Source organism: Acinetobacter sp. AOR34_HL, from assembly GCF_027854795.1.
GTDB lineage: Bacteria > Pseudomonadota > Gammaproteobacteria > Pseudomonadales > Moraxellaceae > Acinetobacter > Acinetobacter junii.
In genome coordinates, this window is the sequence record NZ_JAKTID010000029.1 from 17,911 (window position 1) to 41,853 (window position 23,943).

Annotated in this window: 21 protein-coding genes and 1 pseudogene; 16 read left to right on the top strand and 6 right to left on the bottom strand. The window is 38.4% G+C overall.

The genetic code is table 11. The annotated features are described in order from the left end of the window. The first annotated feature begins 215 nt into the window (after positions 1-215). Positions 216-2,279, top strand: coding sequence for a putative bifunctional diguanylate cyclase/phosphodiesterase (locus MKL32_RS04225; protein WP_039047720.1), 2,064 nt, complete (start codon positions 216-218; stop codon positions 2,277-2,279). 74 nt (positions 2,280-2,353) lie between these two features. On the opposite strand, the gene MKL32_RS04230 is transcribed toward MKL32_RS04225, so the two are convergent. Then, positions 2,354-3,502, bottom strand: coding sequence for an alpha/beta fold hydrolase (locus MKL32_RS04230; protein ID WP_039047721.1), 1,149 nt, complete (start codon positions 3,500-3,502; stop codon positions 2,354-2,356). A gap of 259 nt (positions 3,503-3,761) precedes the next feature. Between MKL32_RS04230 and arsC the strand changes: the two genes are divergently transcribed. From arsC to arsH, 5 genes are read left to right on the top strand one after another with little or no spacing between them, the layout of a single operon-like run. After that, complete coding sequence (gene arsC / locus MKL32_RS04235) at positions 3,762-4,196, top strand: arsenate reductase (glutaredoxin) (protein WP_039047761.1); 435 nt, start codon at positions 3,762-3,764, stop codon at positions 4,194-4,196. 27 nt (positions 4,197-4,223) lie between these two features. Then, positions 4,224-4,544: a metalloregulator ArsR/SmtB family transcription factor gene (locus MKL32_RS04240; RefSeq protein ID WP_004906573.1), complete on the top strand. Its 321-nt coding sequence runs from the start codon at positions 4,224-4,226 to the stop codon at positions 4,542-4,544. A gap of 7 nt (positions 4,545-4,551) precedes the next feature. Beyond that, positions 4,552-5,025 (top strand): arsenate reductase ArsC, encoded by a 474-nt coding sequence (locus MKL32_RS04245; protein WP_004955597.1) that lies wholly within the window; start codon positions 4,552-4,554, stop codon positions 5,023-5,025. A 7-nt stretch (positions 5,026-5,032) separates the two neighbouring features. After that, a complete protein-coding gene (arsB, locus tag MKL32_RS04250; RefSeq protein ID WP_004960899.1) occupies positions 5,033-6,073 on the top strand; it encodes an ACR3 family arsenite efflux transporter in 1,041 nt (346 codons plus the stop codon). A 5-nt stretch (positions 6,074-6,078) separates the two neighbouring features. Then, positions 6,079-6,783 (top strand): arsenical resistance protein ArsH, encoded by a 705-nt coding sequence (gene arsH, locus MKL32_RS04255; protein ID WP_035336037.1) that lies wholly within the window; start codon positions 6,079-6,081, stop codon positions 6,781-6,783. 102 nt (positions 6,784-6,885) lie between these two features. On the opposite strand, the gene MKL32_RS04260 is transcribed toward arsH, so the two are convergent. After that, on the bottom strand, positions 6,886-8,415 hold the full coding sequence (locus MKL32_RS04260; RefSeq protein WP_204379107.1) for a hypothetical protein: 1,530 nt from the start codon (positions 8,413-8,415) through the stop codon (positions 6,886-6,888). 191 nt (positions 8,416-8,606) lie between these two features. After that, positions 8,607-8,993 (bottom strand): carboxymuconolactone decarboxylase family protein, encoded by a 387-nt coding sequence (locus MKL32_RS04265; RefSeq protein ID WP_004955605.1) that lies wholly within the window; start codon positions 8,991-8,993, stop codon positions 8,607-8,609. Between the two features lie 346 nt (positions 8,994-9,339). Between MKL32_RS04265 and MKL32_RS04270 the strand changes: the two genes are divergently transcribed. The 7 genes and pseudogenes from MKL32_RS04270 (at position 9,340) to MKL32_RS04300 (ending at position 18,783) form a co-directional block, all read left to right on the top strand. Beyond that, complete coding sequence (locus MKL32_RS04270; protein ID WP_004906585.1) at positions 9,340-10,932, top strand: peptide chain release factor 3; 1,593 nt, start codon at positions 9,340-9,342, stop codon at positions 10,930-10,932. A gap of 119 nt (positions 10,933-11,051) precedes the next feature. Next, positions 11,052-11,879, top strand: a complete 828-nt coding sequence (locus tag MKL32_RS04275; RefSeq protein WP_270900254.1) for a hypothetical protein — start codon at positions 11,052-11,054, stop codon at positions 11,877-11,879. A gap of 120 nt (positions 11,880-11,999) precedes the next feature. Further along, entirely contained in the window at positions 12,000-12,908 is a 909-nt protein-coding gene (locus MKL32_RS04280; protein ID WP_270900255.1) for an RsiV family protein, read from the top strand. Continuing rightward, positions 12,908-13,723 (top strand): TatD family hydrolase, encoded by an 816-nt coding sequence (locus MKL32_RS04285; protein WP_125272180.1) that lies wholly within the window; start codon positions 12,908-12,910, stop codon positions 13,721-13,723. Before MKL32_RS04280 ends, MKL32_RS04285 begins: the two co-directional genes overlap by 1 nt. 124 nt (positions 13,724-13,847) lie before the next feature. Then, positions 13,848-16,604, top strand: coding sequence for an aconitate hydratase AcnA (gene acnA / locus MKL32_RS04290; protein ID WP_270900256.1), 2,757 nt, complete (start codon positions 13,848-13,850; stop codon positions 16,602-16,604). Between the two features lie 114 nt (positions 16,605-16,718). Further along, positions 16,719-17,900, top strand: a pseudogene (locus MKL32_RS04295) (MFS transporter). A gap of 61 nt (positions 17,901-17,961) precedes the next feature. Then, positions 17,962-18,783 carry a tRNA threonylcarbamoyladenosine dehydratase gene (locus tag MKL32_RS04300; RefSeq protein ID WP_270900257.1) on the top strand — a complete coding sequence of 274 codons (822 nt, stop codon included), beginning with the start codon at positions 17,962-17,964 and terminating at the stop codon, positions 18,781-18,783. A 14-nt stretch (positions 18,784-18,797) separates the two neighbouring features. Here the strand turns inward: MKL32_RS04300 and MKL32_RS04305 are convergent, their stop codons facing one another. Further along, positions 18,798-19,277, bottom strand: a complete 480-nt coding sequence (locus MKL32_RS04305; RefSeq protein WP_004777868.1) for a CHAP domain-containing protein — start codon at positions 19,275-19,277, stop codon at positions 18,798-18,800. Positions 19,278-19,535: 258 nt separating this feature from the next. Next, positions 19,536-20,552 carry a tRNA dihydrouridine(20/20a) synthase DusA gene (gene dusA / locus MKL32_RS04310; RefSeq protein WP_087540560.1) on the bottom strand — a complete coding sequence of 339 codons (1,017 nt, stop codon included), beginning with the start codon at positions 20,550-20,552 and terminating at the stop codon, positions 19,536-19,538. Between the two features lie 133 nt (positions 20,553-20,685). Here dusA and MKL32_RS04315 point away from each other — a divergent pair, with 133 nt between their 5' ends. After that, positions 20,686-21,834: a site-specific integrase gene (locus MKL32_RS04315; protein ID WP_270900258.1), complete on the top strand. Its 1,149-nt coding sequence runs from the start codon at positions 20,686-20,688 to the stop codon at positions 21,832-21,834. Here MKL32_RS04315 and MKL32_RS04320 read toward each other — a convergent pair. Further along, positions 21,818-22,090 carry a pyocin activator PrtN family protein gene (locus tag MKL32_RS04320; protein ID WP_004644614.1) on the bottom strand — a complete coding sequence of 91 codons (273 nt, stop codon included), beginning with the start codon at positions 22,088-22,090 and terminating at the stop codon, positions 21,818-21,820. The genes MKL32_RS04315 and MKL32_RS04320 overlap by 17 nt on opposite strands. Before the next feature lie 185 nt (positions 22,091-22,275). Between MKL32_RS04320 and MKL32_RS04325 the strand changes: the two genes are divergently transcribed. Both MKL32_RS04325 and MKL32_RS04330 read left to right on the top strand, forming a co-directional pair. Further along, complete coding sequence (locus tag MKL32_RS04325) at positions 22,276-23,181, top strand: hypothetical protein (RefSeq protein ID WP_204379356.1); 906 nt, start codon at positions 22,276-22,278, stop codon at positions 23,179-23,181. A 33-nt stretch (positions 23,182-23,214) separates the two neighbouring features. Beyond that, positions 23,215-23,916, top strand: coding sequence for an IS1 family transposase (locus tag MKL32_RS04330; RefSeq protein ID WP_262579462.1), 702 nt, complete (start codon positions 23,215-23,217; stop codon positions 23,914-23,916). The last annotated feature ends 27 nt before the right edge of the window (positions 23,917-23,943 follow it).

The window sequence follows — 23,943 nt, forward strand, 5'->3', positions numbered from 1 at the left end:
AAGCAAGAATTTTCATTGGTTTGAAATGAATATGTGTTTTTATTCTATTGATTTTAAAAGCGAAAAAGACTTGACCTTATGCCAGATGATGTTATTGTTAAGGAAAGATTATGAATGCGAAATTTATATCTTTTTTGAGTGTGAAGGATCGTTCGGATTTTGAGCAATTTGCTCAGAAAATAAAAAAAAGTACTGAATAAGCATGGAAGTCCTTTATGGTACACGTTGATTACGATAGTACATTGGTCATCGTTTCCATTTTGGTTGCTATAGCAACTTGCTACGCAGCAGTTTCGATGGAAGAACTTGTTTTCAAACCTGCTTATAAAAAATTTGAAAAAAGTATTTTGATTGCAAGTGGTCTAATCTTAGGATTAGCGATATGGGCAATGCATTTTGTGGGAATGCTGGCTAGCCATTTGCCAGAAGGTTATCACTTTGATCTTAGTTTGACTGCATTGTCTTATTTAGTTGGTGCAGTGGCTTCTATATTTGCTGTGTGGTTAACAACTCGACCTACATTACCTCTTCCGCGATTGGTTTTAGGTGCTGTGTTTATGGGCTTAGGCATTTCAGGAATGCACTACACAGGAATGCTTGCACTCTCATTTACCGATCATCAACTACACTATGATCCACTTTTGGTCATTAGTTCGATCTTGATTGCAATTTTTGGCTCTGCATTAAGTTTTTGGTTTATTTTTAAATATAAGACAGCGACTACCCATCGTACAGTTTTGAAACTGACTATTGCTTTATTGATGGCATTTAGTATTGTGGGAATGCATTATACTGGAATGGCTGCGACATTATTTGATGAACGAGTAGCGATGATCTTAAGTGCTGCTCAAACTGATCAAAGTGTGCTGTTATTTATGATTATTTTTATTACGAGTTTAGTCTTTGTTGCTGGTTTCGCCGTTGCAGTTTTAGAAGCGAGACTAGAGGAGCGCAACCAACAATTAACAAAAATTAATCGCGAGTTAGCCAACCAATCTTCACATGATTCCTTAACTAAACTGCCAAATCGCTTATCCTTAACAGATTATGCTGAAGTAATTTTTAGTCATCATCGTTTAAAAGAACAAAAAGCTGCATTTTTATATATTGATTTAGATCGTTTTAAGTCTGTTAATGATGCTTTTGGACATCACATTGGTGATCAGTTATTAATACAAATGGCTAATCGATTACATCAGAAACTCGGCCAAAATCAAAAACTGTTTAGAATTGGTGGTGATGAGTTTGTTTTAATCTCAGAGCATACTGATGCAAATGAGGCGATAGAGTTAGCAGAAAAAGTTCTACATGCCATTCAAGAAAGTTATTCAATTGCAAATAAAGAGATAAATATTTCAGCCAGTTTGGGCATTGCGATTTATCCTGAACACGGTACGAATGTTCAAGATCTTTTGATCAATGCAGATGTTGCGATGTTGGCATCTAAAGATCAAGGACGTAATACCTTTACTATTTTCCATTCTGCAAGTGATCAACAAGATGTGCGTAGTCAATCCAAATTAATTAATGATCTTTATAAAGCTGTTGATGAACAACAGTTTATCTTATTTTATCAACCGAAATTTACGGTCAATTATGAAATTTGTGGAGTAGAGGCTCTGATTCGTTGGAAGCATCCAACTTTGGGATTGTTAACTCCGCAAATGTTTATAGAGGGAGCTGAGAAGACAGGTTTGATCATTCCAATGGGATATTGGGCACTTGAGCAAGCTTGCCAACAGATCCAAAAATGGGAACAGAGTAATAGTCCTTTTTATCCGATCGCAGTCAATCTTTCGGCTTTGCAATTTGAAAATAAAAAACTGTTTTGTGTATTAGAAAAGCTCTTAGATAAATATCAAATTCAACCTGAACATCTCATTTTAGAAATCACAGAATCAACTGCGATACATCATATCGAATCGAGTATTCGTACCTTAGAGCGATTGAGAAAGTTAGGGATTCGAATTGCAATTGATGATTTTGGTACAGGTTATTCGAGTTTTCTTTATTTAAAAGATTTACCAATCGATGAGCTTAAAATTGACCGCGGTTTTTTAATTGATTTACAGCCTAATTCGAAAGAAGAAGCAATCTTAGAAAGTATTATTCACTTGGCTGCGAAACTGGAATTGGTAGTGACTGCAGAAGGGGTTGAAACGCAGGAGCAAGCGGATATTTTGACACATCTTGGATGCAATCAATTGCAAGGATATCTGTTAGGTCGTCCTGTGAATGTTGAGAATCTAGTATTAAACCGAACTCATAACTTTGCTTAAACGACTGCGTTAAGCAGATTTGATGAGTTGTCAAACATTGAGCATAGACTCAATATTTGACAATCTTATTTGCTTTATTCAGAGCGTGGAATGAGCCAGTTGGTAATGACAGGCCAAACATGTAGAGGTGCTTGGCTTCCTGAAACCAACCCCATATGTCCTCCTGAAACAATCTCGAATTGCTTATCTTGACTGCTGATTAAATCCATTAATGGTTTGACCGCTTCAGCTGTGACGATAATATCAGTATCACCGCCAATCGCTAAAACTGAACAATCGATATCTTTAAAATAAGCGGTTTGCTCACCAAATTGAACCACACCAGTCGAAAGTTCGTTATCGATCCAAAAGCGCAAAATGATATCGCGCATTACACCCCCAGGATAGGCGAGCATATTGTCAACAAACGAACTTGAAGTTGCGTGATTAATGACAAACTGTCGATCGTTCAAATTTTTCAGTAATTGCCAATAATTTTTAAAATTACCCACGGGATCTGTGAGCTTAAATCCGAGCGTATTTTGCCAACCGTGAATATGAAAATAGCGGCTAGGAATTTGACGGATTCGGAAATTGGTATTGGTTCGCACCCATTGCGCTGGCGTGTTTAACTTTTGATAGAGCTTACCAATATAACCTGATTGATGGGTATTAATCGGTGATGCCAAAATCATTAAATTCTTAATATTTTTATCTTTAAATAATGAGGTATAGCAAAGGGAGATAGCTCCACCGAGACTCCAACCATACAGTGATAGTTGTTGCTGTCCGCTATGTTCACGAATTTTGCTGATAAAGTCAGGCATAAAGATTTTGATATAGGTGCCGAAATTGTATTTGGCTTGTCTACGGCTTGGTGTGCCCCAGTCAATCATATACACATCAAAACCTTGGCTTTGAAAATAACGAATTAAACTACGATGAGGAAACAAATCGAACACTAGGGTATTGGCTGCTAATGGGGGGATAATGACGAGAGGGACACGGTGTTTATTTTCACCTGTTTCTACATCTGCCTTGTAAAACCGTAAACTAATAATTTCACGTTCATAAACGACTTCAAAAGGTGTCTTTCCTGACAATGCCAGTTGATGTCCCCTCAAGAAACGATCCGCCGCATTTGAAAAAACTTGTGCAGCTTGTTTACCCGCACGCGTTTTTAAGATGGATTGGGCTGTTTTAGAGTTAACAAAGGTATCTTTAACTTTAGGCAATTGAGTCATCGTGCAAGAACTCTACGGTTGCAACTGTGTAGCGGCATATTAGAAGAAAAAAAGCATTTGCTCACTGACTCATCTGCTTAACTTATTTTTGAAAATGATCAATTTCGAATATTGCATGGTCGTAAATTGCTCAAAAATACTTATTTAGGCATGGGGTGTATAGGGAAGTGAGCTTATTAATCTTAATATATGGTATTGCGCATATATGAATATTCATATATAAGATTACTATCATTAATTCAAAATGTTTGTACTCATTATGTCTACTCAACAACAAATTACGATTTATCACAATCCTGCATGTGGTACATCTCGAAATACACTCGGATTAATTCGCAATACAGGTATTGAACCTATCGTGATTGAATATTTACTGAATCCTCCTTCAAAATCTGAACTTATTCAATTGATTAGTGATGCTGGTTTGTCTGTAAGGGCTGCGATCCGTACGAATGTTGATCCTTATCGTGAACTTGATTTGGATCGTGAAACTTGGACAGATCATGAATTAATCGAATTCATGCTTGAACATCCTGTTTTAATTAATCGTCCTTTTGTTGTGACGAGTCAGGGTACTCGTTTATGCAGACCATCGGAGTTGGTACTGGATATTTTACCAGTTGCACAACAAGGTGCTTTTTCCAAAGAGGATGGTGAACAGGTGATTGATGAAAATGGTCAGCGTGTTAATTAAATAATAATTCAGTATTTGAGGTTGGAAATGGATCGAGTGAATTTCTTTAAGTGTTTGTCTGATGAAACACGTCTCAGTATTGTCACTTTGGTGGCGGAAAATAAAGAACTATGTGTTTGTGATTTGACTGAAAAATTAAACTTGAGCCAACCAAAAATTTCGAGACATTTAGCCTTATTAAGGTCATCTGGCTTACTACAAGATCGAAGACAAAGTCAGTGGGTGTATTACAGCATCAATCCAGAACTGCCGATATGGTGCCATGATATTTTGGCTCTTTTAGTCAACGGTTCATCCTCAACTAGTCAGGATTTATCTACTTTATCTCTAAAAAGTTATTGTGAGTAATTAGAATATGAAATTTCTATTTTTATGTACTGGAAATAGTTGCCGTAGCATTTTGTCAGAGGTGTTATTTAATCATCGTGCACCAGCAGGTTGGAAAGCATATAGTGCAGGAAGTAAGCCATCTGGCCAAGTTCATCCTTTGACGATCGAGACTTTAGAAAACTTAAATCTATCAACTGAGGGTTTGTGGAGCAAAACGATTGATGACTGTGAACAATATCAACCTGATGTGGTAATTACCGTATGTGATTCTGCAGCACAAGAAGCTTGTCCTCTTTATTTAGGTGGAGCGATCAAAGCACATTGGGGTTTAGCAGATCCTTCGCATTTAGACTTGCCGAAAGAAGAAAAATTAAAGGCCTTCCAAGTGACTGTTGATCATATCAATCGCCGTTTAGATGCTTTATTTGCAATGGATACTGAAAGTATGACTCGTCCAGAGTTAATTGCTGCGATCAATAAAATTTCTGAGATTGAATGAGAACATCATGGCTCAACAAAGGTTATCTTTTCTAGATCGTAATCTTACGCTTTGGATTTTTATTGCCATGGCACTAGGAATAGCCATCGGTGTATTTTTCCCTCAGGCTTCGGTAACGCTCGATAAAATGAGTGTCGACTCCGTCAATATTCCTATCGCGATTGGTTTGATTTTGATGATGTATCCACCTTTGGCAAAAGTGGATTATGCTGCTTTACCAGAAGTGTTCAAAGATAAAAAAACTTTAACTTTATCTTTGGTGCAAAACTGGTTGATTGCTCCAGTATTAATGTTTGTACTCGCAATTGTGTTTTTACATAATTATCCTGAATACATGACTGGACTGATTTTGATCGGTTTGGCACGTTGTATTGCAATGGTTTTAGTTTGGAATGGTTTAGCCTGTGGTGATAACCAATATGTAGCAGCACTTGTTGCATTTAATAGTATCTTCCAAATTTTATTCTTCAGTACTTATGCGTGGTTATTCCTAACTTTCTTACCACCGTATTTTGGCATTGCAGGACAAGTCATTAATGTTGACTTCTGGACCATTACGCATGCGGTGTTGGTATATCTTGGGATTCCATTTTTTCTTGGTTTTATGACACGATTGATCCTCGTCCGAGCTAAAGGCTTAGATTGGTATCAAACTGTTTTTTTACCAAAAATTAGTCCTTTGAGTCTGCTTGCTTTACTTTTCACAATTGTCGCGATGTTTAGTTTGAAAGGTAGTGATGTTGTGAGCTTACCTTTGGACGTAATCCGTATTGCAATTCCTCTGACGATTTACTTTGTGGTGATGTTCTTCATTAGTTTCTTTATGAGCAAATGGATGGGCAATGACTATCCTAAAACGACTGCAATTTCGTTTACTGCAGCAGGCAACAATTTTGAATTGGCGTTAGCTGTTGCTATTGCAACATTTGGTTTAGCTTCGCCTGTGGCGTTCACTACAGTGATCGGTCCTTTGGTTGAAGTTCCTGTATTGATTGCTTTAGTTAGTGTGTCCTTGTGGTTAAGAAAAAAGTATTTTAAATCGGTGTAATGGTGATGAGTCTTCCAAATATTGATATGAGTCTGCTTGATCAGCCTACTTTAGAGAAAGTACAGGCAAAAGCGTTAGACCATGCTCCAAGAATTTTATTGTTGTATGGTTCTAATCGTGAGCGCTCTTACAGTCGCTTAGCTGTGATGGAAGCAGGGAGAATCTTAGAGCAATTTGGTGCTGAGGTTAAAATTTTTCATCCTAAAGGATTGCCACTGCCAGAAGATGCAGATACTGAACATCCGAAAGTGAAAGAGCTACATGAATTATTGGCTTGGGCTGAAGGTATGGTTTGGTGTTCACCTGAACGTCACGGTTCGATGAGTTCAATCTTTAAGTCACAAATTGATTGGATTCCTCTCGCGGGCGGTGCGATTCGTGCAACGCAAGGTAAAACACTTGCTCTGATGCAGGTCAGTGGTGGATCACAGTCATTTAACAGTGTAAATCAAATGCGCATACTTGGTCGTTGGATGCGGATGATTACCATACCGAACCAATCTTCTATTCCAAAAGCATTTTTAGAGTTTGAAGAAGATGGGCGTATGAAACCTTCTGCATATTACGATCGAATTGTTGATGTGATGGAAGAGCTTTATAAATTTACACTTCTTACACGAGGACAAAGCAAGTATTTGACAGATCGTTATTCTGAACGCAAAGAATCAGCTGAAGAATTGTCTAAACGTGTGAACCAAAGAAGTTTGTAAAAAAAACTTTACTCGATGTTTGTGATGTGATGAATATTTAAAACGAACCGCTCATTTCAATTGAGCGGTTCGTTTTTTTAATTTAATGCATTCGTTTATGAGTTAAAACTTTTCTCTCACCCAACCGTAAGCTGCTGCAAATGGTAATGCTGTTCTAGCAAGATATGGAACATGCCACAAACCGCCGTGATTAGCATTTTCCATAATGAGATCAAGTGGATGATCCAATACTTTTTTAGGATTGGTTGCACTTTCTGGATTGTTTAAATCATGAACCCATAAGGCTGCCATAATTGCATTGGTGGTTTCAGGACTAAAAGTCTCAACTTTAAATAAATCAGCACCAGAAAAAGCAGCTTTGAGGATAGGATTCTTTACGACAGAGTGAGTTGTAGTGGATGGAGCAATATTAATCACTGTTTTCTGACCACGAGCTCGTGTAGTAATTGCAAACCATTGCTGTAATCGTTTTGCCAAGGCATAGTTAGGCCCTTGTTCAATCACCATACAATCTGAAATACCATATTGCTGACCATTATCACATTCAATCAACTGATTAAAATTCGGCTTAAAAAAGTTAGACAATGAAATTTTGTGAATAGACTTAGTCAGAATTTTTTCGGCTACAGGACGCTGTTTTATACGAGATTGAATGGAATTCACCACTGTTTTGGGAATCGCATAAATATCGGTTGGTGTCAGCATAAACATAATACTGCTATCAGGCTTATGTTGGCTCACTTGCTCCATGATACTAATCATTGCCATAGAAACACGCACATGTTTTTCGCCATCTAAATAGGCGATCCCAGCTAAATCTAAGCTTTGTTCAAAGCTCTTTAACCAATTGGCAATTTCTGGAGTTTGAGTGAGTAAATTCGCCCCAAGTTGTTGTGTTCCATTTGCGCTCGTGTGTTGGGGGGCGATAAGCGTTGCATTACCTTGTTCTATGATTTTAGTAATTTTTTCCCAAATTTTGGTTTGGGGTAAATCAATAGCAACAATATTGGCGCGCCATTTTGCTAACCAACTTAATGGTCCAGCTTCAGAACCTGCGCCAAACAACACCATGGTGCGATTAGATAAATCAAACCATTCAGGATGTTGATTGAGTAAGCGTAGAGCTTTGGCATGAGTTGGCTCAATGACCTTTTGCTGCTCCCAAAGATCGATTTGTTGTAGTAAAGCGTCACCTTGTAATTTCTGACCTTGATAAGGGATAAACCACGGTTCTATCGTCGCATCGCCTTTACCTTTCAAGATGAACTGCTCAAAGGGTTGATCCTTAATCTTGATCATTGCATCAGACAAAGTATGACTTTGTTCTGCTCGATTGAAGGTAAATAACGCTTTGGCTTTGTCTAATCCTTTCTGAGCGATGGGAAGGGGATTCTTGACAGATTCAATACCCGTTTTAACTAATTCATGGAAATAAATTGGATAATTTTTTCTCCAGTTCTTCTCATTATTTAGTTGTAAAACATAAGGGGAATTTACACTTTGTAGTGCGGCTTTTAGTATTTGTTTTGCTGTGTGAGTGGTGCTCGGAGTTTTTTTTCCTGATTGAATTGGAAATTGTATACCATCATGAAGGGGTTCTATTTTCTTGCTCAATGTTGTACTCCATTTCATCTAAAATATTCGGCATCATTTCGAACATGTTAATAAGTTCAGACCCTAAAGATGATGGCAAAAAGTTTATTAATGAAATTGGAGGCGTATTTGATTGATATTGGACGTAATTTAGTGGGATTTAGGATATAAAAATGCCGAATTTGGGTTATTCGGCATTCTTTTTAGAGCAAGATTAAATGATATGAATCTTAAGGGTTAGATTGATATTCATTGATCACTTCGAGCGCAGCACGAAATGCCTCTTGCGTCGCTGGAGCGCCACAGTATGGAAGGCTATGCAATAAGACTTCTTGTATCTCTTCAACACTCGCCCCATTGTTTAAAGCACCACGTATATGACCTTTTAGCTCAGTTGGGCTTTTGAGTGCAGTTAAAAATGCAATGGTGACCAATGAGCGATATTTACGTGGCAATACACCTTCACGTTGCCAAGTTGATCCCCAAGCATGTTCATTAATCCAATCTTGGAGTGGTTGAGTAAAAGGAACAGTGTTGTCTTGAGCACGTTTGACAAAGCTTTCACCCATAACTTCAGTGCGAACTTTTAGTCCATTTTCATAATCTTGTTGTGACATGTTTTGACTCGTATAGAGATAAGAAATTATTGCAGTTATCCATAAATATGCACGTATAGTAACCAGTTTTATATCAATCTTAAAATAGCCCATTTTGAATTGAGTTGTTCTCACTCAATGTTTAAGGGAATTAATATTGAACTTGATTCGTTAATGGAAATACTGTTGAGAAGTTTTTATGTCTCAAAAACAATCGAAGTTGTGGATAAAACAAGACCTATCAACAATCAATAAACAAGTCTTCTAAATCTGCTACAATTGCGCCAATTTTGAATTCTCACTTTTTCAGTTAAGGTACATATTAAGCAATGTGTACATAACTGTGTACATATTGAAGATTTTTCTCATGAGTTTTAAAGATGAATTAGCGGCACAAGTTGCCCAACGACGCACATTTGCGATCATTTCCCACCCCGATGCGGGTAAGACCACCATGACTGAGAAACTGTTGTTATGGGGTAAAGCCATTCAGGTTGCGGGTATGGTCAAAAGCCGTAAGTCAGACCGTTCAGCGACATCTGACTGGATGGAAATGGAAAAAGAACGTGGAATCTCGATTACCACGTCTGTGATGCAGTTCCCTTATAAAAACCATACGATTAACTTACTGGACACACCAGGACACGAAGACTTCTCGGAAGATACATATCGGACTTTGACTGCAGTTGACTCAGCACTCATGGTGATTGATGGTGCGAAAGGTGTCGAAGAACGAACCATTAAATTGATGGAAGTGTGTCGTATGCGCGATACACCGATTATTTCATTTGTGAACAAAATGGACCGCGAAATCCGTGAGCCGTTAGAGTTACTGGATGAAATTGAAAATGTCCTCAATATTCGTTGTGTACCGATTACATGGCCTTTAGGTATGGGACGTGACTTTGCTGGAGTTTACAATTTGCTAGAAAACAAATTATATGTCTATAAAGCTGGTTTCGGTTCAACTATTACGGACATTGAAGTACGTGATGGTTATGATCATGCAGATATTCGTGAGAAAGTTGGTGAGTTGGCATGGGCTTCTTTCGAGGAATCGCTCGAATTGGTTCAAATGGCAAATGAGCCGCTGGATCGTGAATTATTCTTACAAGGTAAACAAACGCCAGTACTTTTTGGTACAGCATTAGGTAACTTTGCTGTTGATCATGTGCTTGATGCATTTATCAATTGGGCGCCAGAACCTAAAGCGCATCCAACTCAAGAGCGAACTGTAGATGCCAACGAAGAAGGATTTACAGGCTTTGTATTTAAAATCCAAGCCAATATGGATCCGAAACACCGTGACCGTATTGCCTTTATGCGTATTTGTTCAGGTAAATATGAAAAAGGTTTAAAAATGAATCATGTGCGTATAGGTAAAGATGTACGTATTAGTGATGCATTAACCTTCCTTGCAGGTGAGCGCGAACATCTTGAAGAAGCTTGGCCTGGTGATATTATCGGTTTGCATAACCACGGTACCATCCAGATCGGTGATACCTTTACCAGCGGTGAAAAACTTCATTTCACGGGTATTCCGCACTTTGCACCAGAAATGTTCCGCCGTGTTCGTTTACGTGATCCTTTAAAATCTAAGCAATTGCAGAAAGGTTTGAAAGAGTTGTCTGAAGAAGGGGCGACTCAGGTGTTCATGCCACAAATCAGTAATGATCTGATTGTTGGTGCAGTTGGGGTGCTACAGTTTGATGTGGTCGCATACCGATTGAAAGAAGAATATAAAGTTGACTGTATTTATGAGCCTGTAAGTGTTCATACCGTGCGTTGGATTCATTGTGATGATGAAAAGATTCTCAATGAATTTAAGAAAAAAGCGCATGATCAATTGTCAGTAGATGGTGGTGGTCATTTAACTTATCTTGCACCAAGCCGTGTTAATTTACAGTTAATGCAAGAGCGTTGGCCTGATATCCAGTTCCGTAACACACGTGAACACTAAAAGCCTTTTTAAGTCCCTCTTTAGATAAGAGGGACTTTGTCACAAGTCTTATAGATTTGAGTTTGTGATACTTCTCTCTTTAAAAAGGGAGGAATTAAAAAAATAAAGGGATGAACGATATGAATATTTTAAAACCATTTCTTGGCGCTAGTTTGATTGTTAGTGTGATGGCTTTAACGGCATGTGATCAACCCAAAAAGAATGAAGCTGGATCAGCAGACAAGACTGAACAACAAACTACAAATTTAGAAAAAGCAGAAGTTTTACCTTATTTGAATATGAAGGAAGCAAAGGCTGAGTATGCATTGCCTTTTTGTGAAAAGAAGAATTGTATTGATCTCGATATTCAAACGATAAAAACGCAAGATGAATGGCTAAATACATGGATTGCAAAAAATCAAGCCAACGTCATCCAGCAACAAATTGAACAAAATCAGAATTTGACATTGCAGCAGGCGATTAATGCCTATGTTAAAAAGTCAGATGAGTGGCAGGAAAAATATTCTAAAAATAAAGCCTATGAATTGCGCATGAATACGCGTATTGCTTCACAACGTAATCAGTATGTACTGTTACAGATTGGTGTAGATACTAAACAAGAAGATATTGCGGTCAAAGATCGTTATTACTTTTTTGTCGCTGATCGTAAGTTGCAGAAGAATTTAACCGTCCTCGATGTGATTCAAAAAAATCAGCAGAATGCGATGAATGAGATCGTTCAAACTCATTATCAAAAATGGATTGAAAAGCAGTCTGATGAAGTTAAAAAACAAATCCCTAAAAAATTATACTGGGGTCAATCAGATTGGTTCTTTGATAGCGAGGGGATTGGTTTGCATTACCGAGCGAATCAAATCAGTAAAGATGCGCCACAGCTTGATATTTATTTAACGACAGAACAAAGTAAACAGATGTTACAGCCTGAAATATATCAGCAAATGTTTTAGCAGTTGTTAAATACTCAGCACTGATTTTCGTATAGAAATTGCATGTACTTATGGCGAATTTGGCATAAGTTCGATAGCATTTAAATTCTCTTGTGTCATAACAATGCTTGTAGGTTTTAGATGAAAAAAGTTTTTCAATATAGCATTCTTGCATGTGCTGTTTTACTTGCAGCATGTCAACCAAAATCAGAACCTAAAGAGCCAGAAGATAAGCCACAAGATACAGTTGTGAATCAGACCTCAGAGCCTGTTCTACGTGGTGAAACGGTAAAACTAGCGGTGACTTTGCCTGAATGTAACGGCAACACATGTCCAGATTTTACGGTTGAACGCCTGCAAAGTAATTTTCCATTTATAGACCAATTACTTGATCAAGAAATTTTAGATCAACTCAGCAAAATGTTAGAAATCGTTGATGCAGATCAGGCTTCATCTACAGCGCAAGGCAGTGAGCAAACCAATCATTTAGATGTTCAAGCTCAGCAATATGCAAATGCTTTTATTAAAATCGATGAAGAATTGAAAGCATTAAGTAGTAGCCATCAAATTAGTTTGATGATTAAACCTAAGATTTTGCAGTCCAAAGGCACATTGGCAACTGTAGTTTTGAACAGTAGTAGTTACTTGGGTGGTGCACATGGTTCTACTGCTCAACGTTACTATAATTTTGATTTGAAAAACCAAAAACAAGTTCAGCTCAATGATTTGCTTCTACCTAAGCAAAAAGCAAAACTTGATAAGCTTGCACATGATGCGTTTAAAACATGGGTGATTGATTCAAAACTTGCCAATACAGCTGATGAATATGAACAGGCATGGCCATTCCAAGTAACAGATAATTACTTTTTGGGTGAGCAAGGTTTGATCTTGCAATATGGAGAATATGAAATTGGTCCTTATGTGGTCGGGCTGCCACGTTTGGTGATTCCTTTTGATCAATTACAGGATGTATTGAAACCTCAGTATTTACCAAAAGTTGAGACACCAGCGACTTCTACTGTAGCAGCAACGGACAAAAGTACGTCTTAATGCAACTTTTCGATACTCATACCCATTTTGATGTTGCCGATTTTGATCATGATCGGCAACAACTGGCTATTCAGGCAAAGCAGGTTGGGGTCGAAGCTTTAGTACTAATTGGTTTTATTGAATCTCGGTTTGATGAACTTATTCAAACTCACCAACAATTAAAAGCGTGGGAAAATGTCCCGCAATCCTATTTAGCTCCAGGCTTACATCCATTTTATATTGAACAGCATCAGTCATCCCATCTACATCGACTCGAACAGGTCTTACAACAATATGACTGTGTTGCGGTCGGGGAAATTGGTTTAGATACTTTTTTAAAAGAACATAAACAACCTGAATTGTTTGCCAAGCAACAAGACTATTTTAATGCTCAACTTGAGTTGGCAACTCGGTATCAAAAACCAGTGTTATTGCATATCCGCAAAGCCCACGCGGAAAGCCTAGCTATTTTAAAAGCACAAAAATTCAAATTTGGTGGTATAGCCCATGCTTTTAGTGGTGGCGTTGAGGAAGCTAAAGTGCTGATCAAACTCGGTTTTAAAATTGGTATAACTGGGCAAATTACTAATCCGAATGCAAAAAAATTACATCAAGTTGTGCAGGCGATAGGCGCTGAACATTTGGTGATTGAAACCGATTGTCCAGATATGACACCACTATGCTGTCAAACCTCTACAGAACAGCGTACTCGAAACACACCTGTGAATTTGCCTTATGTGTTAGAGAGTTTGGCACAAACGCTTGGACTATCGACAGAAACACTGGCACAACAATTGTGGAAAAACTCTTTGGTCGCTCTACATCTGGATTTTTAGAAGAATAAGAAAGCATTCCCAATAATAAGATAACTAAAAGGGAACATAAGCATTTTAAAACAAGGGTACATTAAATAGACAACTTGATAATAATCAAACTCGCCAATGCTGGGAGGGTAACCTAATGGCCAGATATAGCAAAATCAATAGTTTTAATGCATTAAAAACCTTAACTGTCGCTTCCAAATCTTATCAAATTTTTAGTTTGTCTAATGCCGCTCAAACGCTTGGTAATATCGATAGATTACCGAAATCCCTCAAGGTTTTATTGGAAAATTTATTGCGATTTGAAGATCAAAAAAGTGTAAAAGTGGAGCATATACAAGCTCTAGTAGATTGGCAAAAAACGAAAACTTCAGAGCAAGAAATTCAATATCGTCCAGCGCGTGTACTGATGCAAGATTTTACAGGCGTACCTGCTGTAGTTGACTTAGCCGCGATGCGAGCTGCAATGGCACAAGCAGGCGGTGATCCAAATCGAATTAATCCTTTATCTCCTGTGGATTTGGTAATTGACCACTCCGTGATGGTCGATCATTTTGCAGATGAAAATGCCTTTGCGGAAAATGTTGAAATCGAGATGCAGCGTAACGGTGAGCGTTATCAATTCCTCCGTTGGGGGCAATCTGCATTTAACAATTTCAGCGTCGTCCCACCGGGTACAGGTATCTGTCACCAAGTCAATTTGGAGTATTTGGCTCAAGCGATTTGGTTAGGTGACGATGATGGTGAGACATTTGCCTTTCCTGATACCTTGGTTGGAACAGACTCTCATACCACGATGATTAATGGCTTAGGTGTTTTGGGATGGGGTGTAGGTGGTATTGAAGCTGAAGCTGCAATGTTAGGGCAGCCTGTGTCGATGTTAATTCCAGAAGTGATTGGATTTAAATTGACTGGCAAGCTAAATGAAGGAATCACTGCCACAGATTTAGTACTGACCATTACTCAAATGTTGCGTCAAAAGGGCGTCGTTGGAAAGTTTGTCGAATTTTATGGAGATGGTCTCGCTGATTTACCTTTAGCTGACCGAGCGACGATTGCCAATATGGCACCTGAATATGGTGCAACTTGTGGTTTCTTTCCAATTGACGAGGTCACACTCGGATATTTGGCACTGACAGGTCGCCAACAAGATCGTATTGACTTGGTTGAGGTTTATAGTAAAGAACAAGGCTTATGGAGAAATGCTGGTGATGAACCGATTTTTACAGATACCTTAAGTCTCGATATGAGTACTGTGCAAGCGAGTTTGGCGGGTCCGAAACGACCTCAAGATCGAGTTTTACTTTCAGATGTTCCAAAAACTTTTAATGCGCTGATGGAACTCACGTTAAAGCCTGCCAAAGAAGCAAAAGAAAACTTAGAAAATGAAGGCGGTGGTGGAACAGCGGTTGCCGCTAAACAAGCCAATCTACCTCATGACAGTCCAACTTGCACATTGGATGGTCAAAGCTTTCAGTTAAATCATGGTGATGTGGTGATTTCTGCAATTACTTCTTGTACCAATACATCCAATCCAAGCGTGATGCTTGCCGCAGGTTTATTAGCAAAGAAAGCTGTAGAAAAAGGCTTACAGCGTAAACCATGGGTAAAAAGCTCACTTGCACCCGGCTCTAAAGTTGTCACAGATTATTTAGCTGCGGCTGGTTTGACGCCGTATTTGGATCAGCTTGGCTATAACTTAGTGGGTTATGGCTGCACCACATGTATTGGAAACTCTGGACCATTGCCTGAAGCTGTTGAGGAGGCCATTCAATGTCAGGATTTAAATGTCGCTTCTGTACTTTCTGGCAATCGAAATTTTGAAGGGCGGGTACATCCTTTAGTGAAAACCAATTGGCTTGCATCACCACCTTTGGTTGTTGCTTATGGTTTAGCAGGAAATATCCGCACCGATCTCACCACTCAACCGATTGGGCAAGGTAACAATGGCGAAGATATTTACTTAAAAGACATCTGGCCGAGTCAGGCAGAAATTGATCAGGTGCTGCAAAAAGTAAACACTGAGATGTTCCATAAAGAATATGCGGCGGTATTTGATGGAGATGAAACATGGCAGGCGATTCAAATTCCACAAAGTCAAACCTATGCATGGCAAAGTGACTCGACTTATATTCGCCATCCACCATTCTTTGAAACGATTAGCCAAGCTCCACCAAAAATTACCAATATTGAGCAAGCACGGATTTTGGCTGTACTTGGCGATTCGGTGACGACTGATCACATATCACCAGCGGGGAATATTAAAAAAGACAGTCCAGCTGGACGCTATTTGCAAGAGCAGGGCGTAGATGCAAAAGACTTTAACTCTTATGGTTCACGACGCGGTAATCATGAAGTGATGATGCGAGGTACATTTGCCAATATCCGTATCAAAAATGAAATGCTCGGTGGTGAGGAAGGGGGAAATACGATTTATATCCCAAGCAATGAGAAATTGGCAATTTATGATGCATCGATGCGTTATCAGCAGGATAAAACGCCATTAGTGATTATTGCAGGTAAAGAGTACGGTACAGGTTCATCTCGTGATTGGGCTGCAAAAGGAACTAATCTTCTTGGGATTAAAGCGGTGATAGCCGAAAGTTTTGAGCGTATCCATCGTTCGAATTTAGTTGGTATGGGGGTGTTGCCGTTACAGTTTGTTGATGGGCAGACTCGTCAAACTCTATATCTGACGGGACGTGAAGTAATTTCTATTCATGGTTTATCTGATGATATTCAACCCCATCAAACTTTAGATGTGAGTGTGATGCGCGAAGATGGTAGCCAAGACCAATTTAAAGTGTTATGTCGTATTGATACCTTAAATGAAGTGGAGTATTTCAAAGCAGGTGGTATTTTGCATTACGTGCTTCGAAATTTAATTGCTGCTTAATTTCAAATGGATTATGAATCAATAAAAAGATGAAAATTAGGTTTTCATCTTTTTATTTAAGTTTAAATGTTTTAGCAGTATGGTATCTGAGTTAAATCTCATGGAACGATAGCGTTGAATCAGTTACCTAAATATGTGTATTACCTACTCATTGCACAAGCATTCAATCTAATTGCCGCAGTATTGTCGGTTACGGTTTCTGCTATCGTCGGTTTAAAGCTTGCACCTACGCAGGCTTTAGCGACAGTTCCATATGGTTTGCAATTTTTGGCGATGCTATTAACAACCTTTGTTTTTTCATTTCTGATGAAACGATGGGGGCGCCATGTGGTATTTCAATTTGGTGTACTCTGCTTATTTGCGGCTGGTTTTTGGGGATATCAAGCTTTATTAAAATAAGATTTTTGGCTGCTGTGTCTTACACATTTTTCGCTTGGGCTTTTTCTATCTACAGCGAGTTTTTATCGTTTCGCAGCATCTGATCGTTTGTCATCTGAATTAATCCCCAAAGCGACTGCATTGGTGATTTCAGGTGGTGTAGTGGCAGCTGTAATAGCACCTGTATTAGCCATTCAATTTCAGAAAGTGAAGGGATTGCCAGATTTCACAGCAATTTATTTGATCTTCTGCGGATTGGCTTTGTTGTTATCGCCGATTTTGTATATATGGCATTCAAAACACAAATTACAACAAACTCCACAGCCAAAGGTTGAATCGCTGAATCGAGTAAAAATGTCAAAGCATCTGGTTGTTGCTGCGATTATTAGTGGAGCATTTGCATACTATATTATGAATGTGATGATGATTATGTCGTCTTTGCATTTAAAAGAGCATCACTCTTTTCATTACGCATCAATTTCAATCCAGTTGCATGTTTTGGCAATGTTTGTCCCATCATTCTTTGTGTCAAAGCTAATTCAACGTTGGGGAACCCATACGATTATTTATACGGGTTTTATTTTATTAATGTTGTCTGCATTTATACCGATGATGGGACAAGCAGGTATCTTTATTAATATCGCTTTGATTGTTTTAGGTGTGGGATGGAACTTTGCTTATTCTGGTGCTTCGACATTATTGGCTGGATTGGAAGAACAACAAAAGCATCGTGTTCAAGGAATCAATGAAACGGTGATTGCATTATTCGCCACTTTAGGTGCTTTTTTACCTGCACCAATCCTCACTAGTCTGGGATGGAATAATGCAAATTTATTGGCGCTTTCACTCACCTTTGTTGTGCTTTTAGTCTTGATTGGTTTGAGTCGTCGACAGCATGCACAAGTATCATCAATGTAGCCTAAATTTGGATAAACACGCTAAAATAGCTGCTTAACTCTTAGCTGTAGAATTTTTTACGATGACTGATCTCCAAAATGATGAATATGACCGCCGTTTCGCTGGTGTGGCTAAAATTTATGGAGAAAGTTCATTTAGTTATTATGAAACTAGTCATATCATGGTGATTGGTATAGGTGGTGTAGGCAGTTGGGCAGTGGAAGCTCTCGCTCGTTCAGGAATTGGTGAGCTAACTTTAGTGGATATGGATGTCGTTGCTGCATCAAATATCAATCGTCAATTGCCTGCGATGACTTCTACTTTAGGACAAGAAAAAATTGAAGTCATGGCAGAGCGTTGCAGACAGATCAATCCACGTATTAAAGTGAATGTAATTGATGACTATTTGACACCTGAGAATGTCAAAGAAGTTCTAGATCCCGTTCCTGATATCATTTTAGATTGTATTGATGATGTCAAAGCCAAGCTGGCGTTAATGCTACATTGTCGTTTTAACAAGATTCCGTTAATCGTGTCTGGTGGAGCTGGTGGTAAGCTTGATCCACTTAAAATACGCGTTGCAGACTTATCAAAAACAGAACAAGATCCAATGCTTGCTAAGTTACGTGCTCAACTTCGTTCAAAAGGTATTTGCAAAAAGCCGAAAGAAAAATTTGGAATAACTTGCGTCTATTCTATCGACAATCCGTTTTCAAGTGCTGATGTCTGTCCTACGTCACTCGGGCAGAGCCCTCATCTTGCGCCTGGACAAAGCGGTGCTTTGTTTAATCCAGGCTCAGGATTGCGCTGTGGCGGTTATGGTTCGGCGGTTGTAGTAACATCGAGTTTTGCAATGGTTGCTGTGGCTGAAGTACTGAAAAAACTCGATAAGATGAGGGCTTAGGAAAGCCCTAAAATTTAAACTTGCGGGTATTGCGGTGCTAAACGGTAATAGCTATAAGTCACGTTAGGGTCTTTATAAACATCATAACTGGTTTGCTTGAAGTCTGAGACCCATTGTGAACCTGTAAAGCCTGCAATATGTCCATAACGATGTTTTTTAGTGCGATGGATAATATAGATATCGCCAGGTTGCGGGTTGTTAAACTCTGGTTTGATTTTTTGATAGCCAATTTGTTGAAGAGTACGTCCCCAATCCGATGCTGCTACAGGATGCTGAACAATTTTAGCTCCTGCGGATTGCAATGCAATTCTAACGAATTTAGCACATTGAGATGAACTTCGATAAGATGCTCGTTTGGTGAGCTTTTGAGAAAATTTGTCGACATCAATTGTGTGTATTGATGCTGGTTTTGGCATTTCTCGATAAGGGATGACCAACTGTTGTGCAGGTGGGTGCATCATGCTGTGGTCAACTGAGGGAACATCATAAATCATTGTAAATCTCTACCGCATTTTCAAAACAACTGAACGTGTGCCAGAATCTGTACGCGGCACATAGTAAGCGATAAATCTCAAAAAGACTAAAATGTAATGTAATAATATAACAATTTAAGCTGTTGATAATGAACTTACGAAAAAAACTTAATGAAGATTTTCTTAATTTTAAGTAGTTTATAAACGCGAAAATTTAAATTTTAATATTTGTAAAATGATGTTTCTTAATGTGATGAAGTTGGCGTTTTTGAGCATCAATCAAACTTGATGCTCTCGAAGATAATCTTCAGTTCTTTGCATTGCTGCTTGGATATTTTGAATCGCATTTTCGATATCAGTTATGGTCTTTGCATTACCACCACTGAGAGATTGGCGCCACTTACGTGCACCAGGAAGATTTTGAAATAATCCTAGAATATGGCGAGTGATAATAGAAAGGGGAGCACCTTCAGCAACACGTTGATGAATATAAGGCATCATTTGTTGCATGATGTCAAAACGATCGGGTGCATCCAAATTCCAAAGTTGTCCCAACTCAGCTAGTAAATAAGGGTTGTGATATGCCTCGCGACCAATCATTACACCATCGACATGTTGTAAGTGTTGTTTGGTTTCTTCAAAAGTTTTGATGCCACCATTGATTTCAATAGTGAGGTGCGGGCGTTCTAGCTTGAGACGATACACGTCCTCGTAACGCAGAGGCGGAACTTCACGATTTTCTTTGGGTGACAAACCTTGCAAGATCGCAATGCGTGCATGCACGATAAAATGCGTACATCCTGTAGCTGCTACAGTATCGACGAAGTGCAGCATTTCTTCATAAGACTGCATATCATCAATTCCAATACGATGTTTTACCGTGACAGGAATTGAGACGGCTTTTTGCATACTGTGAATGCATTCTGCAACTAGATTTGGTTCTGCCATTAGACAGGCACCAATTTTATTATTTTGAACACGATCACTCGGACAGCCGACATTTAGATTGACTTCGTTATATCCCCAATCTTCAGCCATTTTAGTGCAAGTTGCTAGCTCCTGTGGATTTGAACCACCCAGCTGTAATACGATTGGGTGTTCTTGATGATTAAAATCCAAATGACGATTTGCACCGCCATAAATAATTGCACCTGTAGTCACCATCTCAGTGTAAAGCACTACATTTGGATTAAATAAACGAGCAAAGAAACGATAATCTTTTGTTGTCCAATCCATCATCGGGGCTACGCTGATTCTCGGAGATTGAGTGTTTTCAATGTTTTTGTTAATAGTCATTAAAAATCATACCTTTAATCTATATTCTGCAACCTGCGAGAATTTGTTTGAACCTGTGTTTAGGTGGGTGAATCCGTTTGCATTTACACCAAATTTTACACCATAATAGAAAAAATAGCTTTTGGTGTAAATTATGGGTTCAATTACAGCAAGGAAAGGTGCAGATGGTAAAGTTAACTATCGTGCTGCGATTCGAATCACTCGAAAGGGCTTTCCTGCTTTTTCTGAAAGTAAAACATTTCACTCAAAGAAATTAGCTGAAAACTGGATTAAGAAACGAGAAGTCGAAATTCAAGAAAATCCTGATATTTTGCTTGGCAAAGAAAAGTTGATTGATCTGACCTTATCAGATGCCATAGATAAATATTTGGATGAAGTCGGGAGCGAGTACGGAAGGACGAAACGCTATTCTCTGCTCTTAATTAAGAAGCTACCAATTGCGCGCAATATTATCACAAAAATAAAATCAGTACATTTGGCCGAGCATGTGGCTTTAAGGAAGGGTGGAATTCCGTACCTCGATCTTGAACCTATTGCGACTAGTACACTGCAACATGAGCTTTTACATATCAGAGGTGTTCTTTCTCATGCTGCTGTTATGTGGGAAATGGATATTGATTTAAATAGCTTTGATAAGGCTACTGCTCAGTTAAGAAAAACACGTCAAATATCCTCCAGTCAAAAAAGAGACCGACTGCCTTCGAGAGATGAATTGATTGCATTGACGAAGTATTTTGCAGAACGATGGAAGCTAAATCGTTATGGCTCTAAATACCCAATGCATTTGATTATGTGGTTTGCAATTTTCTCATGCAGACGTGAAGCTGAATTAACACGATTGTATCTTCGAGATTATGACCCACATCATTCAACGTGGAAAGTGCATGATTTAAAGAATCCTAATGGTTCTAAAGGTAATTATAAGTCATTTGATGTACTTAATCCTTGTAAGGAGCTGATCAAAAGACTGAAACATTCAGAAGTTCGAGAACGGATGCTAAAGCTTGGACATAATGAAAATTTGTTATTGCCTTTGAATCCCAAAAGTTTGGGTAAAGAGTTTAGAGAAGCTTGTAAAATTTTGGGGATTGAAGATTTACGATTTCATGACTTGAGACATGAAGGCTGTACTCGATTAGCTGAACAGAGTTTTACTATTCCTGAAATTCAGAAAGTAAGTTTGCACGATTCTTGGGGGAGTTTACAGCGTTATGTATCAGTGAAAGCGAGAAGAAATATATTACAGTTGGAGGAGGTGCTACGTCTCATCGATGAAACGTAGCAAAATCTTTGGATGCCTCTGAATATTGCTTATCCAAGACAGCAGCAAGATCCTTAATGTGTACCAAAAATGGAGCACGTTTACTTTTATCTATTTTGAATACTGAGAAGGGGAATTGTTGATTATTCGCTTTTCTCAGTGCTTCGGCTTTGCTGAGGTGGGGATAATAGTCAGAAACTACTGTCATTAGTTCAACGGTCATAGAACGATACTTTATAAAAAGTAGTTCGGTAGTATTAATTTGAAAGCAATTCATGAAGTGGGTATTCCATACATAAAACTTTTTTAATTTGAATGGGTCACCTTTGAAGTAAGGCTGACCATCCCTATGTCTTAATCTTATTTTTTTGATGTAGGTCTTTATGTAATACTAATAATTAGAAATAATATTTTACTAGAGTTGTGGTATAACATATTGAAAACTATTATTTAGATTCATAAATGAGAAATTGCACACTTCTTGATTTTGAGCAATTGCAGGATGAAATTCTGAATTGCTTTTTGGATCATGCTGGACGTTTTTTAAGAGAACATAAAATAATAAGCGATCCTGACCCAAAGACTGAGTTTGAAGCGTCAGAACGCGAATTTTTGGTTGAACTGATGGTAGAGCATAGCCTAATGCAGTTCTTTGGTGAAACGTATTCGGTACAGGACTTGCTGAATTTGCTTGGTCAAATTAATACGGTAATAGAGGGGATTCGTGATTATAGACAGCAGCAGATTAATGAGAAATATTCTGAAATATTAAATAAATATATTGAGTTGGTTGTTGATGAAGGCGGTAGAGTCTACACCTACAACCCGAGTTTGAAGCGTAGAATCAATGGAATTTTGAATATAAGAAAACGATATGCGCCGCTGTTGCATAAAAAGCTTGAAATATTCTATTCAGAATTAACTGGTTATGCTCAAAAAAATGGCAGATTTAAAAATGCTTCGCAGGCAGTACAACTGATTTTACCCACGCTGCAAATCAAGTTTAGAGAGTTTGATTTGCAATGGGTTCAAAGCAGATTAGAGACAAATAAACGGAAAATTTTAGATTTAACAGAAGCCAGAAAAAATAACGAAAATAAAGACACCTGTGAAGATGATGATTTTGGTGTGTCATTTAAAATTCAGGATAGAACCTATCTAAACCAGATCAGGGAATTACAGAATGAAAATAAAAAATGGGAACAGTTTCTACAGCATCCAGAGCGGTATTTTCCACAGCAAAAGCAACTCCCATTTAATACAGCATATTGCGATGAAGTGCTGGTCAATCACTTAAGGCGTCGTCCTGATTTATTGAAAGAGATTATCCAAGTTCAATTATGGGTGGTGTTTCAAAAAGTATGCTGAAAAAAACAATATGGCTTTTGATAAAATAGAGGTATGAAAATAACGCTACAAATCAAATGTCCTACCTGTCTAAGTAACAATATAAAGAGAAATGGCATCAAAGTAGATGGGAAACAAAACCATCAATGCAAAGATTGCAAACGTCAGTTTATTGGTGATCATGCATTAAGCTATCAAGGGTGTAACTCAGGTATTACCGGCAAGATATTACATTTAATGGTCAGAGGAAACGGTGTAAGAGATATTGCTGAAGTCGAGCGTATCAGCATTGGCAAGGTATTACGAACCTTAAGTGAATCGATCTATCAGATTCAGCCTAAACAAAGCAACTACGAATGTCTTGAAGTCGATGAACTCTGGACTTTTGTAGGGAATAAGAAAAATAAACAATGGCTTATTTATGCCTACCATCGAGAATCTGGAGAAATTGTTGCTTATGTTTGGGGTAAGCGGGATTTAGCAACGGTTCAACGTCTTAAAGCTAGACTTAAAAAGCTTGGGGTTCAATATGCTCGAATTGCGAGTGATCCCTGGGATAGTTTTATCACAGCATTTCAATGTTGCAAGCAAGTGATCGGTAAGTTTTTTACCGTCGGTATTGAAGGTAACAACTGTAGAATTCGTCATCGAATCAGGCGTGGATTTAGGAGAAGTTGCAACTTTTCTAAAAAGCTCGAAAATCATTTTAAAGCCTTTGATTTGACTTTCTTTTACCTTAATAACGGATTTGTTTAACGCCAGCATACTTTTTGAAACACCACC